This window comes from Amycolatopsis vancoresmycina, from assembly GCF_000716785.1.
Lineage (GTDB): Bacteria > Actinomycetota > Actinomycetes > Mycobacteriales > Pseudonocardiaceae > Amycolatopsis > Amycolatopsis vancoresmycina.
Window position 1 is genome coordinate 1 of the sequence record NZ_JNYY01000033.1, and the last position, 13,265, is coordinate 13,265.

10 protein-coding genes and 1 pseudogene are annotated in these 13,265 nt (G+C 72.1%); 6 read left to right on the plus strand and 5 right to left on the minus strand.

What is annotated here, in order from left to right; all coding sequences use genetic code 11:
- A pseudogene (locus tag OO60_RS48075) lies at window positions 1–141 on the minus strand (Crp/Fnr family transcriptional regulator); the annotation flags it as partial.
- 461 nt (window positions 142–602) lie between these two features.
- Here OO60_RS48075 and OO60_RS42360 point away from each other — a divergent pair.
- Both OO60_RS42360 and OO60_RS42365 read left to right on the plus strand, forming a co-directional pair.
- A complete protein-coding gene (locus OO60_RS42360; protein WP_004559965.1) occupies window positions 603–1,367 on the plus strand; it encodes a bestrophin-like domain in 765 nt (254 codons plus the stop codon).
- Window positions 1,364–2,665, plus strand: coding sequence for a DUF6923 family protein (locus OO60_RS42365; RefSeq protein WP_033263511.1), 1,302 nt, complete (start codon window positions 1,364–1,366; stop codon window positions 2,663–2,665). Before OO60_RS42360 ends, OO60_RS42365 begins: the two co-directional genes overlap by 4 nt.
- A 3-nt stretch (window positions 2,666–2,668) precedes the next feature.
- Here OO60_RS42365 and OO60_RS42370 read toward each other — a convergent pair whose 3' ends face one another.
- Window positions 2,669–3,685, minus strand: a complete 1,017-nt coding sequence (locus OO60_RS42370) for an autoinducer 2 ABC transporter substrate-binding protein (protein ID WP_003072072.1) — start codon at window positions 3,683–3,685, stop codon at window positions 2,669–2,671.
- A 259-nt stretch (window positions 3,686–3,944) separates the two neighbouring features.
- Here OO60_RS42370 and OO60_RS42375 point away from each other — a divergent pair, with 259 nt between their 5' ends.
- Window positions 3,945–4,400: a DUF4396 domain-containing protein gene (locus OO60_RS42375; protein WP_003072070.1), complete on the plus strand. Its 456-nt coding sequence runs from the start codon at window positions 3,945–3,947 to the stop codon at window positions 4,398–4,400.
- A gap of 37 nt (window positions 4,401–4,437) precedes the next feature.
- Here OO60_RS42375 and OO60_RS42380 read toward each other — a convergent pair whose 3' ends face one another.
- The 3 genes from OO60_RS42380 to OO60_RS42390 form a co-directional block, all read right to left on the minus strand.
- Entirely contained in the window at window positions 4,438–5,673 is a 1,236-nt protein-coding gene (locus OO60_RS42380; protein ID WP_003072067.1) for a glycoside hydrolase family 88 protein, read from the minus strand.
- A gap of 221 nt (window positions 5,674–5,894) precedes the next feature.
- Window positions 5,895–7,115 (minus strand): hypothetical protein, encoded by a 1,221-nt coding sequence (locus OO60_RS42385; RefSeq protein WP_003072063.1) that lies wholly within the window; start codon window positions 7,113–7,115, stop codon window positions 5,895–5,897.
- A gap of 87 nt (window positions 7,116–7,202) precedes the next feature.
- The gene (locus tag OO60_RS42390; protein WP_003072060.1) at window positions 7,203–10,136 is read right to left on the minus strand and encodes an AfsR/SARP family transcriptional regulator; all 2,934 of its coding nucleotides are present in this window, start codon (window positions 10,134–10,136) and stop codon (window positions 7,203–7,205) included.
- A gap of 112 nt (window positions 10,137–10,248) precedes the next feature.
- On the opposite strand from OO60_RS42390, the gene OO60_RS42395 reads away from it, so the two are divergent.
- The 3 genes from OO60_RS42395 to OO60_RS42405 are packed head-to-tail and all read left to right on the plus strand — an operon-like array spanning window position 10,249 to window position 13,159.
- Entirely contained in the window at window positions 10,249–10,905 is a 657-nt protein-coding gene (locus OO60_RS42395) for a hypothetical protein (protein ID WP_003072057.1), read from the plus strand.
- A gap of 30 nt (window positions 10,906–10,935) precedes the next feature.
- Complete coding sequence (locus OO60_RS42400) at window positions 10,936–12,507, plus strand: alkaline phosphatase D family protein (protein ID WP_003072054.1); 1,572 nt, start codon at window positions 10,936–10,938, stop codon at window positions 12,505–12,507.
- A gap of 25 nt (window positions 12,508–12,532) precedes the next feature.
- Complete coding sequence (locus OO60_RS42405; protein ID WP_003072051.1) at window positions 12,533–13,159, plus strand: TetR family transcriptional regulator; 627 nt, start codon at window positions 12,533–12,535, stop codon at window positions 13,157–13,159.
- Window positions 13,160–13,265: the final 106 nt, after the last annotated feature.

The following is a 13,265-nucleotide window of genomic DNA, read 5'->3' on the forward strand; positions in this document are numbered from 1 at the left end:
GAGCAGCCAGCGGCTGGAGATGCCCTGCATCTGGGGGACGGATTTGGTGGTGGTGGCCAGGGTGCGGGCCGCGGCCCGGCTCAGGCTCGAGGGCGCCTGCTCGTCGGTGTTCAGGGCATCCACCGGATCGGTGACAGTCACAGCGAAAACCACCCAATCAGTTCGCATCGGCACGCGCCCGTCACGCGGACGCGCCGGTCATGGCGTGCTATTCCTCGATTTCGCGCGGTTACACGGCGCCGCGAAATCAACATAGCAACCGGGTCGCGGCGCACAATGACACGATCGGGTCTCCGGGCCAATCCCCGGCAGGCGGTCTTGATCATTCCGGGACGGCGTGGTCACCGGCTGTCCCCGGCTGTCACTCGGTCGTGAAGATCGCGGCCCAGCAGCGTAATCCGTGGTCGCGGGCGGTGCGGCGGAACCGGCTCGCGGGCCCCGGAACTGGGCCGAACCGGCGATCTCCGCGGCCGTGGTGCGGCCACCAGGATGAATTCGGCAATTGCCCGTCGCCGGTCCGGAAATGGGTGCTAACTTGAGCGTTCCCCGGCGGCGGAATGCGCCGGTGGTGCGTCCCGCGCTCCGCGGGTGAAAGGACCCGGATGAACATCTTCGTGGCCGGCAGTCTCTGGGTGGCCGGCGCGGCCGTGGTCGCGGGCGTGATCGCGTACCTGGTCCGCCGGTTCGGCTGGGACGAGGGCAGGCCCGACAACAACGACGCGGCGGGCCAGGTGTTCACCATCGTGGGCGGCCTGCACGCGGTTCTGGTCGCCTTCGTGCTCATCTCGCTGTTCGACGCGGTAAGCGAAGCGAGCCAGAACGCGCAGACCGAGGCCGACAGCCTCATCGCGGCGACCTGGGCGGCCGACGCGCTGCCGGCCGAGACGAAGGACCGGGTGCACCAGCTCGCCGCCGCGTACGCGCGGACGGTCGAGGACCAGGAGTGGCCGCGCCTGGCCGACGGCGGCCCGGTGCCCGCCACCGGTGCGGCGCAGCTCGACCAGATGCGCCAGGCGGTGGCGGAGGCCCCGGCCGACGACGACTGGCTGCTGGACCGCAAGACCGAGGCGAGCAACCAGCTCTGGTCGGTCTACCAGGCTCGCGAACAGCGGCTGTCCCACTCGGGCGCCGACGGGGTCGGCGCCGTCGTCTGGTTCGCGCTCATCCTCGGCAGCGTGATCACCGCGATCCTGCTGCCCAACCTGTTCGGCGGCACCCGGCTCGCCGCGCACATCATCATCGTGTCCACCCTGGCCGGCACGATCACGTTGCTGCTGTTCGCCATCTACCAGCTGCAGAACCCGTTCAGCGGCGGTGCGAAGGTGGCGCCGGAGGCGTTCACCTCGGCACTGGAAAAGCTGGTTTGACCGGCACGCGGGCCCGCTGGGCGGCGATGCTCGGCGTGGCCGCGGCGGTCTCGGCGCTGCTGGCGGCGACGGGCTGGCTCGCGCCGCCGTCGGCGAACCCGCCGGCCAAGGCGCCGGACGGCTGCACGATCCTGCAGGCGGAGAACGAACGCGAAGGCGCGCCGACGACCTTGCGGCTGCTGGCGCTGCCCGCCGGAACCACCCGCCGGCTGACCGAGGCCGGGTACTGGATCAACGCGATGGGCTACTCCGCCGCGCAGGACGTCGTCTACGGCGTCGCCGACGGCACCCGCGCCGGCCGGTACGGCCACGGCGCGCACGCGGTGCGGATCGACGCCGCCGGCGTGGTCACCGACCTCGGCGTGATCGGCCGCGCGGGCGCCCGGCGTCCGGTGTGGAGCCTGGTCACCGGGGCCACCGCGGGCGCGATCGACGGCGACCGCTGGTACGTGCGGCAGGGCAGCGATCTGTACACAGTGGACATCGACCCGGCCGGCGCGGACTACCTGCGGGTGGTGCACCGGACGCCGCTGCGCCCGGTGTCGCTCGCCGTCGACGTCGACGACTTCGCCGTGGACCCGGCGGACGGCCTCCTCTACGGCGTCTCGGCGGCCACGCACGGCGACAGCCCGGTGGTCACGCTCGACCCGGCGACCGGGGTGGTCGCGGTGGTCCCCGGGCTCGCCTTCCCCCGCGGCGGCGCGTACGGGGCGGTGGTGCTCGCGCCCGGCGCGATCTACGCCACGGCCAACGAGGACGGGCAGCGCAGCGTCACCTACCGCCTCCCGCGCGACGGCTCGGGCCAGGCCGTCGAGGTCGCGTCGGGGCCGCCGCTGGTGAGCAGCGACGCGGCCGGGTGCTACACCGAAGCAGCCCCTCCGCCGCCGCCCTCGTCGACGTCCCCGTCGCCGACCCCGTCGCCGAATCCGCCCACGCCGTCGCCGAATCCGCCGACCCCGTCGCCGAACCCGCCCACGCCGTCGCCGAACCCGCCGACGCCGTCACCCACGCCGGCTCCGGAGCCGCCGCCACCGCCGCAGCCGCCGCCGGTGGAGCGGCCGGCCGCCGTGCCGCCGCCGGTGCCCACGCCGTCGCCGGTGGTGGTCACGCCACCGCCGTCCACACCGGAGCCACCGCCGCCTTCGCCGTCACCCCTCGTGCGCCCGGCGAAGAAGGCCCAGGTGAAGCCGTCGGACACCGGGAAGCGGACCCGGGAGAAACGCCGCTGGGGGCTGACGGCCCTGATCCTCGTGCTCGGCGGGGGTGCGGGGGCCGCCCACGTGCGGCGGCACCGGTGAGCGTCAGTACTTGAACTGGTCGACGTTGTCGGCGGTGATGAGCAGCGGATCGCCCAGCAGGACGGTCTTCGACGGGGCGTCGTACTTCACCGCCGGCAGCTCCAGGCTCACCTTGTTGACCGGGTTCAGCGGCTTGCCGTCGGCGACCTGCTTGGCCGTCCACGCGGTCAGGTAGCCGAGCGACTCGACGTTCCACAGCACCGACTGCGAGCAGGACCCGTCGAGCAGGAACGGCTTGATGGCCTGCGGCGTGCCGACGCCGACGGTGAACACCTGGCCGATCTTCTGCTCGTCGCCCACGGCCTTCGCCACGCCGGGCGCGGACGTCGTGCACTCGCCGACCAGCCCGGTCAGGCCGGGGTGGCCGGCCATCAGCTGCTTGGCCAGGGTCGTCGCCTTGTCTTCGTCTTCGCCCGCGTACACGGTTTCGACGAGCTCGGCCTTCGGGTAGCGCTCGGCCGCGTACTCCTTCTGGACCGCGATCCACGAGTTCAGGTTCGCCGCGGCCGGGCCGCAGGAGACGATGGCGTACTGGCCGGTGCCGCCGGTCTTCGCCATCAGCGCGTCGACGAGCGCGGTGCCGATACCCCGCGCGCTGGCCTGGTTGACGAACACCTCCCGCTGCGTGCCGGGCGCGTCGGTGTCCGAGGTCAGCACGTGGATGCCCTTCGCGCGGGCCTCGGCGATCACCGGCGCGAGCGCGGCCGGGTCGTTGGGCGCCACCACGATGACGTCGACCTTCTTTGCGATCAGGTCACGCAGGATCGTCACCTGCGCGGCCGGGTCGACCGTCGACGGGCCGGTCGTGTGCCACACCACGCCCAGCTGCTTCGCCGCATCGAGGCCGCCGGTGTCCATCGCCTCGAAGTACGGGATGCCCCGCACCTTGGGCACGAACTCGATCCGGGTCGGCGACGGCGCGGGCGCGTTGCCCAGCTGGTCCGAGCAGCCCCCGAGCGCGAGCGCCGCCACCAGCGGCAGCGTCGCGACCAGCCGGAAGGTCTTCGTCGGCCCTCGCATCCCCACCCATTCCTCACTGCCTTCGATCGGTCTGCGCACGGTGAAGACCAAGGGCGAACGTAGGGCCCCGGGTAACTGTGGTCAACGGGATGTGCGCAAAGGGTTACGGAAGTGAGTTCTGCTCCGGGCGTTTCCGGCGGTAGATCGCCTGGTCGGCGGCGGTTGTCACGCTCCGCAACAACGGACTCGTCCCTCCGTGGTGGAGCGGTGTCGGTCACAGCGATCACCCTTGGTACCCCCAGGGGGTATAGTCCCGGGTATGAGCGAACAGCACGGAGCTTCGTGGGCGACAGCGATCCAGGCGACCCTGCACTGCCTCACCGGCTGCGCCATCGGTGAGGTGCTCGGCATGGTCCTGGGCACGGCGTTCGGCCTGCACAACGCGGCGACGGTCGTCCTGTCGATCGTGCTGGCCTTCGTCTTCGGCTACGGCCTGACCATGCGGGGCGTGCTGAAGTCGGGGCTCGGCGCGGCGGCGGCGTTCAAGGTCGCGCTGGCCGCGGACACCGTGTCGATCGCGGTCATGGAACTGATCGACAACACCGTGGTCGTGGCGATCCCCGGGGCGATGGACGCCGGGCTGGCCAGTTTCCTGTTCTGGCTGTCGCTGGCGCTCTCGCTGGCGATCGCGTTCGTCGTCACGGTGCCGGTCAACAAGTGGATGATCGGGCGTGGCCTCGGCCACGCCAAGGTGCACGCGCACCACCAGCACTGAACCGGCGGCCGGGGAGGTGGCGGCCTCCCCGGCGCCGCTACACGCTCGACAGGTCGATCGCGCGGTCCACCCGGCGCCGGTCGAGCACCCGCAGGATGGCTTCCAGCAGGTAGTAGTCGGCGTAGGGCAGCGACACCTCGACGCCGTCCTCGCTCGGCCGGTTGCGGGTGCAGCGCGCGACGCTCGCCTCGGCCCGGGTGGATTTCGTCGTCAGGCACGTCCGCGACACCGCCGTGAGGATCCGCAGCGCGCTTTCCCGGTAGTGCGGGCGGTGCGTCAGCTCGGCCAGGTCCAGCAGGCCGCACGCCATGATCACGCCCGCGGAGGCGTCCTTGACGTCGTTCGGCGCCTGCGGGGCCAGGTAGTCCCACACCGGCACGTCGTCGGGGGTCAGGTGGGACAGCGCGAAGTCCGCGAGCCGCCGGGCGGTGGTCAGGAACTCCGCGTCCCCGGTGCGCCGGTGGATCGTCGTGAACCCGTAGATGCCCCACGCCTGCCCGCGCGACCAGCACGAGGTGGGGCTGTAGCCCTGCACGGTGTTCGGCCCGATCGGCGCGCCGGTGACCGGGTCGAAGTCGAACACGTGCGGTGTCGACCCGTCCGGGCGGACGAAGTTGCGCTGCGCCGTCTTCGCGTGCGCGACCGCGATCTCCAGGTACTTCGGGTCCTGGGTCTGCCGGCTCGCGAACGCCAGCAGGTCCAGGTTCATCATCGTGTCCATGATGACGCGGCCCGCGTTGTTCGGATCGCCGAGCGCGCCCCAGGCCCGGATGAAGCCGCCCGCGGGGTTGTAGCGCTTGATCAGCGAAGACGCGGCCTGCACCGCGCCCGCCCGCCACTTCTCGTCGCCGGTGAGCCGCCAGGCGGTCACCCACGAGGGGTAGAAGAGGAAGCCGAGGTCGTGCGTGCCGGTGTCGTTCTGGCGCGGCGCGAGTTTGTCCGCGGACGCCAGCGCGAGGGTCTTGAATTGTTCCTCACCGCTGTAGAGCCAGGCCAGCCACAACTGGCCGGGCCAGAATCCGCCGACCCAGTCGCCGTTCTGCGAATAGGTCCATTTCTCGAACTTCGTGCCGACCGGAAACGCGGTGACGCCGGGGGCCACCGCGCGGAGCTTGGCCACTGCGTAATCGGCCGCTTGGCGGAGCGTCCGGGTGGTGGATGCCTGGTCGGAGGCATCGGGGGTGGCCGCGGACGCGGCCGTCGAGGTGCTGGCGCTCACCGCCACCGCGGCGCCGGCCGCGGTGGTCAGCAGGGTTCTCCGGGAAACGCTCACAGGTACCCGCCATTCCGTGAATCCGTGAGAGGAAAGTGCCCGGAATCTTTGCACGATCGGCGGGGCGTTGTACACCCGGCAGAAGTCTGTTCACGGTTGTGAATTGATGTCCCGGTGAGCGGAATGGTCCCGGAAAAGGGCGAAGGCCCGGCGGGGGACACCGGGCCTTCGCGGGTGCCGCGGGGGTGAGGGCAGTCATCCGCGCGACGATCGGGGGTGGTTCAGCAGTGCGGGGCCACGGGGGCGTCCGAACCGGTCTGGAGGTAGGTGTCCGAGACGTAGTTGTTCGGGCCGATCCGGTCCCAGATGTTGGTGGTGCCGAACTTGCCGGCGACCGTGTCACCCTCGACGTAGCACTCGATGTTCACCTTGGCGTAGTTCGCCGCGAGCCCCTTGACGGCGGCCGAGGTGCTGGCGCTGGCCCGGACGTTCATCGGGTCGCCGGCGGTGCTGACGACACCGGTCGGGCCGGAGCCGGTCCACAGGTAGGTGACGTTGACGTTGCCGTTGTCGGACATGCCGAGCCCGTCGTAGAAGACGCCGTCGCCGAGGTCGATGCCGGCCGGGTTGCCGACCTTGTAGCCGAGGTCGTCCTTACCGCCGTTGTAGCCGTTGTGGTAGGCGGCGTACGCCTCGGGCTGGCCCTGCGGGAGGTCCTTGTACTCGGCGCGCACCGACGCCGGGTTCCAGTAGTCGTCCTTGGTGTTCCACGGGCCGACGTCCCACACGGGCGCGTACTCGCACCGGCTGGCGTCGGTCTTGCAGACACGCACGGTGTAGGTGCCGGAACCCTTGCCGGACAGGCCACGCCCGGACGGCAGCGCGACGAAGTGGTCGCGGCTGGTGATGACGTGGCCGTTGGCGGTCGTCTGACCGGTCAGGCCCTCGCGGGTGGCGTAGATCTTGTAGGTGAGCGCGGCGGTGGCGGCCAGCGCGTTCGCCTGCGGGACGCTGTCGGCGCTCAGCGCGACGCTCTTGACCGACGGCCGCACGCCGTCGGTGCTGCTGTGCAGGCTGATCCGCACCTGCACCTCGCTGACGGCGCTCTTCAGCGCGGTCCCGGCGGGCGTCCACTCGGTCCAGTCGTTCACCCCGGTCCGGCCGCGGACGTCGACGTCCACCGACGTGCCCCGGGGGGTGTCGGCGGAAAGTTCGGCACTGACGCGGTTCGACGCGGAGCCGAGTTTGTGCGCGGCGGTGGTCAGGCTGCCCTCGCTGCCGGCGAACACCCGCTCGGTTCTGTGCCACGCGGCGTCGGCCAGCGTCAGTGTCCCGCCCGCGCCGGTGACGTTGACGTCATTGCTGTCCACAGAGGACAGATCGGCGGTCCAGCGCCCGTTGTCGGCGGTGGCGGCCTGCGCGGGGCCTCCGGCCAGCGCCGTCACCGCCCCGGCGGCCAGAACCGCCGCGGTCACGCGGCCGGCCATCTTGATCCGGATCATCCCCGGTTCTCCTCTCGCACCTGTTCACTCGAAGGTGTGAGAAGACTGACGGGACGGCGTACATGATCCGTACAAGCAGGTTGTGCGTCAGGCGGAAACGATGTGCGGCCGCGCCTCGGCCACGGGCGCCTCTTCCTTCGGCCGCGTCGACAGCTCGCGCCAGATCGCCAGCGCCCGCTCCGAATAGTCCCGTGACCGCTCCGGCTGCGCCAGCGCCCGGTGCAACTCCCCGAGCAGCTGCGACACCTCCGCCTCCGAGCGCCGGTCCCCGTTCCGGCGGTGCACCGCCAGCGAGTTCACCAGCAACAGCTGCGCGTGCGCGAAGTCCCCGCTGTGCAAGCACAACTCGCCCAGGTTCTGGTTCGCGTACCCCACGCAGTGGTCGTCGCCGAGGTCGGTGAAGATCGCGATCGCCCGGTCCACGTGCTCGCGGGCCGCCGCCAGGTTGCCCTGGTGCTGGAACAGCAGGCCCAGGCGCTTGAGCGCGTGGGCCTCGCGGTGGCGGTCGCCGATCGCGGCCGACAGCTCCAGTGCGTCGGTGATCCAGCGCTTCGCCGCCGCGTAGCAGCCGCGGGCCATCCAGACCGCGCCCGCGCCCAGGCGGGCCACCGCTTCGCCGTGCGGGTCGTCCGCCTCCGCGAACAGCTCCAGCGCCTCGTGGCAGTGGTCGAGCGCCAGTGCGTCGTCGCCTTCGATGCGCAGGATCGTCGACAGCCCGGTCAGCGCGACGCCGACGCCCTGGGCGTCGCCGAGGGAGTCGAACAGCTTCCTCGACTCCTCGAACGCCACCCGCGACTCGGCGTACTCGTCCTGGTAGAGCAGGTACTGCCCGAGGTTGCGCTGGACGATCGCCTCCGCCCGCACCGAACCGGCCCGCCGGGCCGCCGCCAGGGCGATCAAGTGGGTACTGTGCCAGTCGTCCTGGGGGCCGCGCAGGTCGAAGTACGGGGTCAGCGCCGACGCCAGCTGCCAGGCCAGGTCGTCGAAACCCTGCTGGGCGGCCAGCGAAACCGCGGCGACCGTGCTGCGCCGCTCGGCGGCGAACCACTCCGCCGGGTCTTCGGGCAGGACGTCGGAGGGCACCGCCGGGCGCGGCAGCTCGTCGTCGCAGTACATGCCGAAGAAGTGCAGCGGCATCCGGCGCGCCGCCTCGAGCGCGAGCCCCAGGTAACCCTCCAGCACCCGCCGCAGCCCGGCTCGCGTCTTCGCCGCGTCACTGCGCTCCGCCAGCTCCACCGCGTACACGCGCAGGAGGTCGTGCAGGCGGTAGCGCGGCTGCCCGGCCGAATCCGACCCGACGAGCTCGACGAGGTGGCCGTCGACCAGCACGTCGAGCACGTCCTCGGCGTCCCGGCGGCCCAGCACCGCCGCCACCGCCCAGGCCGGGAACTGGACCGGCCCGAGCAGGCCCAGCCCGCGGAACGCGGTCGCCGCCGACATCGGCAGCAGGTCGTAGGACAGCGTCACGCTCGCCCGGACGGCGAGGTCGCCGACGCGCAGCTCGTCGAGCCGGCGGCGCTCGTCGCCGAGGCGGTCGGCCAGCAGCCGCAGCGTCCAGCCCGGCCGGTGCGTCAGCTTCGCGCCGGCCACCCGGATCGCCAGCGGCAGGTGCCCGCACTGGCGCAGGATCGCCGCGGCGCTCTCCGGCTCGGCCGCCACCCGCTCGGCGCCGACGATGCCCTCCAGCAGCCGCGCGGCCTCGGCCTCCGGCAGCAGGTCGACGTCCACCGGCTGCGCCCCGGCGAGCCCGGGCAGCCGCAGCCGGCTGGTCACCAGCACCGCGCAGGCGCCGGCCCCTGGCAGCAGCGGCCGCACCTGGGCCGCGCTGCCGGCGTCGTCGAGCACCACGCACATCCGGCGCCCGGCCAGCCGCGACCGCAGCAGCGCCGACCGCTCGGCCAGCTCCCGCGGCAGGCCGGCGTCGGGGATGCCCAGCGTGCGCAGCAGTTCGGCGAGCACGCTCATCGGCGCCCGCGGCGACGACGACGTGCCCGCGAGATCGACGTGCAGCTGCCCGTCGGGGAACTCGTCGCGGACCGCGTGCGCGACCCGCACGGCGACCGCGGACTTGCCGACGCCGGGCGCGCCCGACAGCACGACGACGGCGGGCGTGCCGGAGTCCGCGCGCTTCTGCAGCAGCGTGACGACGTCGTGGATCAGCGCGTCGCGGCCGGTGAAGTCCGGCAGGTCCAGGGGCAGCTGGCAGACCGGGGCCACGTCGGCGGGGCGCGGGACGGCGGCGGTTTCCGGCACGAGGGTCGCGCGCAGCTCGCGCAGCCGCGCGCCCGGTTCGGCGTCGAGCTCGTCGCGCAGGACCCGCTCGGCCGACTCGTACGCCTCGACGGCGTCGCCGGTCCGGCCCGCGGCGCGCAGCGCGACGATCAGCTGCGCCCACAGTTCCTCGCGCAGCGGGTGTTCGGTGACCAGCCCGCGCAGCTCGGCGATCGCTTCGCCGGAGCGGCCGAGGCCGATCCGCGCCCGCAGGCGCTGTTCCTGCACCGACAGCCGGAGTTCGGCGAGCCGGGCGACGGTCGCGCCCCAGCTGTGGTCGTGCGGCAGTCCTTCGAGGACTTCGCCGCGCCACAGGGCATCGGCGCGGTCCATCAGCTTCAGCGCGGTTTCGGCTTCGCCGCCGTCGAGCGCTTCCTGCGCTTCGCCGGCCAACGCGGTGAAGGTGAGGTGGTCCAGTTCGCCCGGTTCCGCGGTCAGCAGGTAGCCGGACGCCCGGCTGCTGATCCGCTCACCGAGGTCGGGGTGGATCTCGGCGAACCGTCTTCGCAGCGAATGCACGTACGTGCGGATGTTCGCCGCGGCCGACCGCGGCGCCGATTCCGGCCACAGCACTTCCACCAGCACGTCGGTCGAGACGACGACGTTGGGCTGCAGGGCCAGCGCGGCCAGCAGCAGCCGGGGCTTCGGGCCGCCGAGGGCGATCACCCGCCCGGCGGCGGTGACCTCCAGCGGACCGAGGACGCGGATGGTAAGCGAGGTGGTCTCAACCTGCCCGATGAGTTCCCCCATGTCCCGGACTCTAAGACCCGTCCGGCGCAGGGGATAGATCCATTCGGAGTGTCTGTGCGCACACGTGCGCGCTTTGTACGGGACGTGTACGGCCCGGCGCCACGATGCCGCCATGAAGCGTTCGAATCTCCGGCGTATCGCCGGTGCGGGGACGATACTGGCCGCGGTCGGCGCGCTCGTGACGGGCGGCGCGCTCGAGGCGTCGGCGGCGGCGAGCGGCACGGTGAAGACCGCGGGCGACCCGCTCAACGTGCGCCGGGCGCCCACCGCGAGCGCCACGGCCGTCAAGACCGTCGCGAACGGCGCCGCCGTCACCATCGACTGCCAGGTCAACGGCTCGTCGGTGACCGGCACCTACGGCACGAGCACGTTGTGGGACTACGTGCCCGCGCTCGGCGGGTACATCTCGGACACCTACGTCTTCACCAACTCCGACACGCGGGTGGCGCCGGACTGCGGCGTCGGCTCGGGCAGCGGCCAGTGCGCCGACGCCTGCGCGGGTGAAGGGCAGTACCGCTCGTCCGACTCCCACTTCCTGGTCTACGACACGAATGCCGACGGCTACTCGGCCGTGGTCGCGTACTGGCTCAAGGGCGGCGCCGGCCCGTTCTACGTCTGGAACTCCGGCGGCGAAGGCACGAAGGTCGACAAGGCCGTCACGGTCCCGCACGGCGGGTGGGTCTTCTACAAGGTGTGCGTCGCGAACTACACGACCGCCAAGCCCGACCTGAAGTCCTGCAGCGACGGCATCACCGACTTCGCGGCCTGAGGCGCGTCCACCACGAGAAAGGGCTTTCCCATGGGTCAGGTCAACCGGCGCAAGGTGCTCCTCGGCGGGCTGGCCGCGGTCACCGCCACCGCGGCTTCGGCGGCGCTGCCGTCGTGGGCGAACGCCCGCACCACGGCCGCCGCGCCCGCCATCCACGATCCGTTCCAGCTCGGCGTCGCCTCCGGCGATCCGCTGCCCGACAGCGTCGTGCTGTGGACGCGGCTCGCCCCGGCGCCGCTCAACCCCGACGGCTTCGGCGGCATGCCGGACGCGACCTACGCGGTCGAGTGGGAGATCGCGAACGACGAAGCGTTCAGTTCCGTCGTGCAGAGCGGCTCGGTGAACGCCGTCCGCGCGTCGGCGCACAGTGTCCACATCGAACCGGCCGGGCTGCAGCCCGCGCGCGAGTACTTCTACCGGTTCCGCAGCGGCGGTTACGTCTCGCCGGTCGGCCGGACGCGCACCGCGCCCGCCGCCGGGGCCGCGGTCAACCAGCTCAAGTACTGCTTCACCTCCTGCCAGCACTGGGAGGAGGGCTACTACCACGCGTACAAGGGCGTCGTGGCCGACGACCCGGACCTGGTCCTGTTCCTCGGCGACTACATCTACGAGAAGAAGTCGGGCCGCGCGGCGCAGGAACGCAACCCGCGCAGCCTGGCCGTCCCCGACGACGCGACCACGCTGGCGCTGTACCGCGCCCGCCACGGCCAGCACAAGACCGACGCCGACCTGCAGGCCGCCCACGCGATCGCGCCCTGGATCGTCGTCTTCGACGACCACGAAGTGATGAACAACTGGAACGGCACCACCTCGCCCGCCCCGGCCGCGCGCAAGGCCGCCGGGTTCCAGGCGTTCTACGAGCACACCCCGATCCGGTCGACGGCGAAGCCGAACGGCGCGTCGATCCAGCTGTACCGCCAGCTGACCTGGGGCAACCTGGCCCGGTTCCACATGCTCGACACGCGGCAGTTCCGCAACGCCCAGGTGGCCGACCCGTCCGGTTCGGCCGGGCCGGCCTGCGCGGACATGCGCAACACCTCGCGCAGCATCCTCGGCAGCACGGAGGAGGCGTGGCTGCTCAAGCAGTTCGAGTCGCACCCGGCCACCTGGGACTTCCTCGGCCAGCAGGTCTTCTTCGCCCAGCGTGACGGCGACGGCAACAAGGCGACCTGCGAAAGCCCCGACTCGTGGCAGGGCTACGAGGCGTCCCGCGACCGGATCGCGAAGGGCTGGGTCGACCGGAAGGTCGCCAACCCGGTCGTCCTCACCGGCGACGTCCACCGGCACTGGGCCGCCGACCTGCGGCTCGACTACTTCGACCACAGCGACCCGGTCATCGGCTCGGAACTGGTCACGACGTCGGTGACGAGCAACAGCGACGACGCCGCACCGCCCAGCGCGGCCTGGTACGCGAACAACCCGCACGTGAAGTACTGCAAGGGTGAGCGCGGGTACGTCCGCGTCACGACCACGCCGTCGCAGATGCGGGCGGACTTCATGACGACGTCCGACACGAGCGTCTACGACCCGGCGTCGGTCGTCATCAAGAACGACGTCAGCTACGTAGTGCAAGCAGGCAAGCCCGGCCTGCAGAAGGTCTGAGGCCCCGGGCGCTACGCTCCGTGACATGACCGAGGAACTGGGCCTGCGGGAGCGCAAGAAGCTCCGCACGCGGGCGGCGATCTCGACGGCGGCGATCGGGCTCTTCCTGGAGCGCGGGTTCGACGCCGTCGGGGTCGCCGAGGTGGCGCGGGCGGCCGAGGTGTCCAAGCGGACGCTGTTCGCCTACTTCCCGACCAAGGAGGACCTGGTGCTGCACCGGTTCGCCGACCACGAGACCGACGCGGCGGACGTCGTCCGCGCCCGGCGGCCCGGCCAGGGGGCCTTGGCCGCGCTGCGCGAGGCGTTCCTCCGGGGGCTGGCGGCTCGGGAGCCGGTGACGGGCCTGTGCGACGATCCCGAGGTCGCCGCCGTGTTCCGGCTCGTCACCGGAACTCCGGCGCTCGTGGCCCGGCTCGCGGAATTCACCTCCGCGGGGGAGGTGGCGCTGGCGGCCGCGCTGGCCGAGGCCGGTGCCGGTGAACTCGACGCGAGCCTCGCCGCGGCGCAGATCGCCGCGGTCCGCCGGACGCTGGCCACCGCGAACATGGCGGCGGTCGCGGCCGGGACGCCGGCGGACCGGCGGCTTCCGGAGGCCGTCGCGGCGGCCGAACGGGCGTTCACGCTGCTGTCGTCCGGAGTAGGGCTCGCCTGAGCCGCCGATCGTGCCGGATTCACGTCGTCGACCGTGAAAAACGCACGGGGCACCCGGGCCCCGCGAAGGTAGACTCCGAGAATCCTGAATGGACCGAACCACCGAT

Bases quoted from the DNA above. Each gene is read 5' to 3' on its own strand.
- OO60_RS42390 (WP_003072060.1), bottom strand. From the start codon at position 10,136: ATGGGGGAACTCATCGGGCAGGTTGAGACCACCTCGCTTACCATCCGC.
- OO60_RS42370 (WP_003072072.1), bottom strand. From the start codon at position 3,685: ATGCGAGGGCCGACGAAGACCTTCCGGCTGGTCGCGACGCTGCCGCTG.
- OO60_RS42400 (WP_003072054.1), top strand. From the start codon at position 10,936: ATGGGTCAGGTCAACCGGCGCAAGGTGCTCCTCGGCGGGCTGGCCGCG.
- OO60_RS42360 (WP_004559965.1), top strand. From the start codon at position 603: ATGAACATCTTCGTGGCCGGCAGTCTCTGGGTGGCCGGCGCGGCCGTG.
- OO60_RS42405 (WP_003072051.1), top strand. From the start codon at position 12,533: ATGACCGAGGAACTGGGCCTGCGGGAGCGCAAGAAGCTCCGCACGCGG.
- OO60_RS42385 (WP_003072063.1), bottom strand. From the start codon at position 7,115: ATGATCCGGATCAAGATGGCCGGCCGCGTGACCGCGGCGGTTCTGGCC.
- OO60_RS42375 (WP_003072070.1), top strand. From the start codon at position 3,945: ATGAGCGAACAGCACGGAGCTTCGTGGGCGACAGCGATCCAGGCGACC.
- OO60_RS42395 (WP_003072057.1), top strand. From the start codon at position 10,249: ATGAAGCGTTCGAATCTCCGGCGTATCGCCGGTGCGGGGACGATACTG.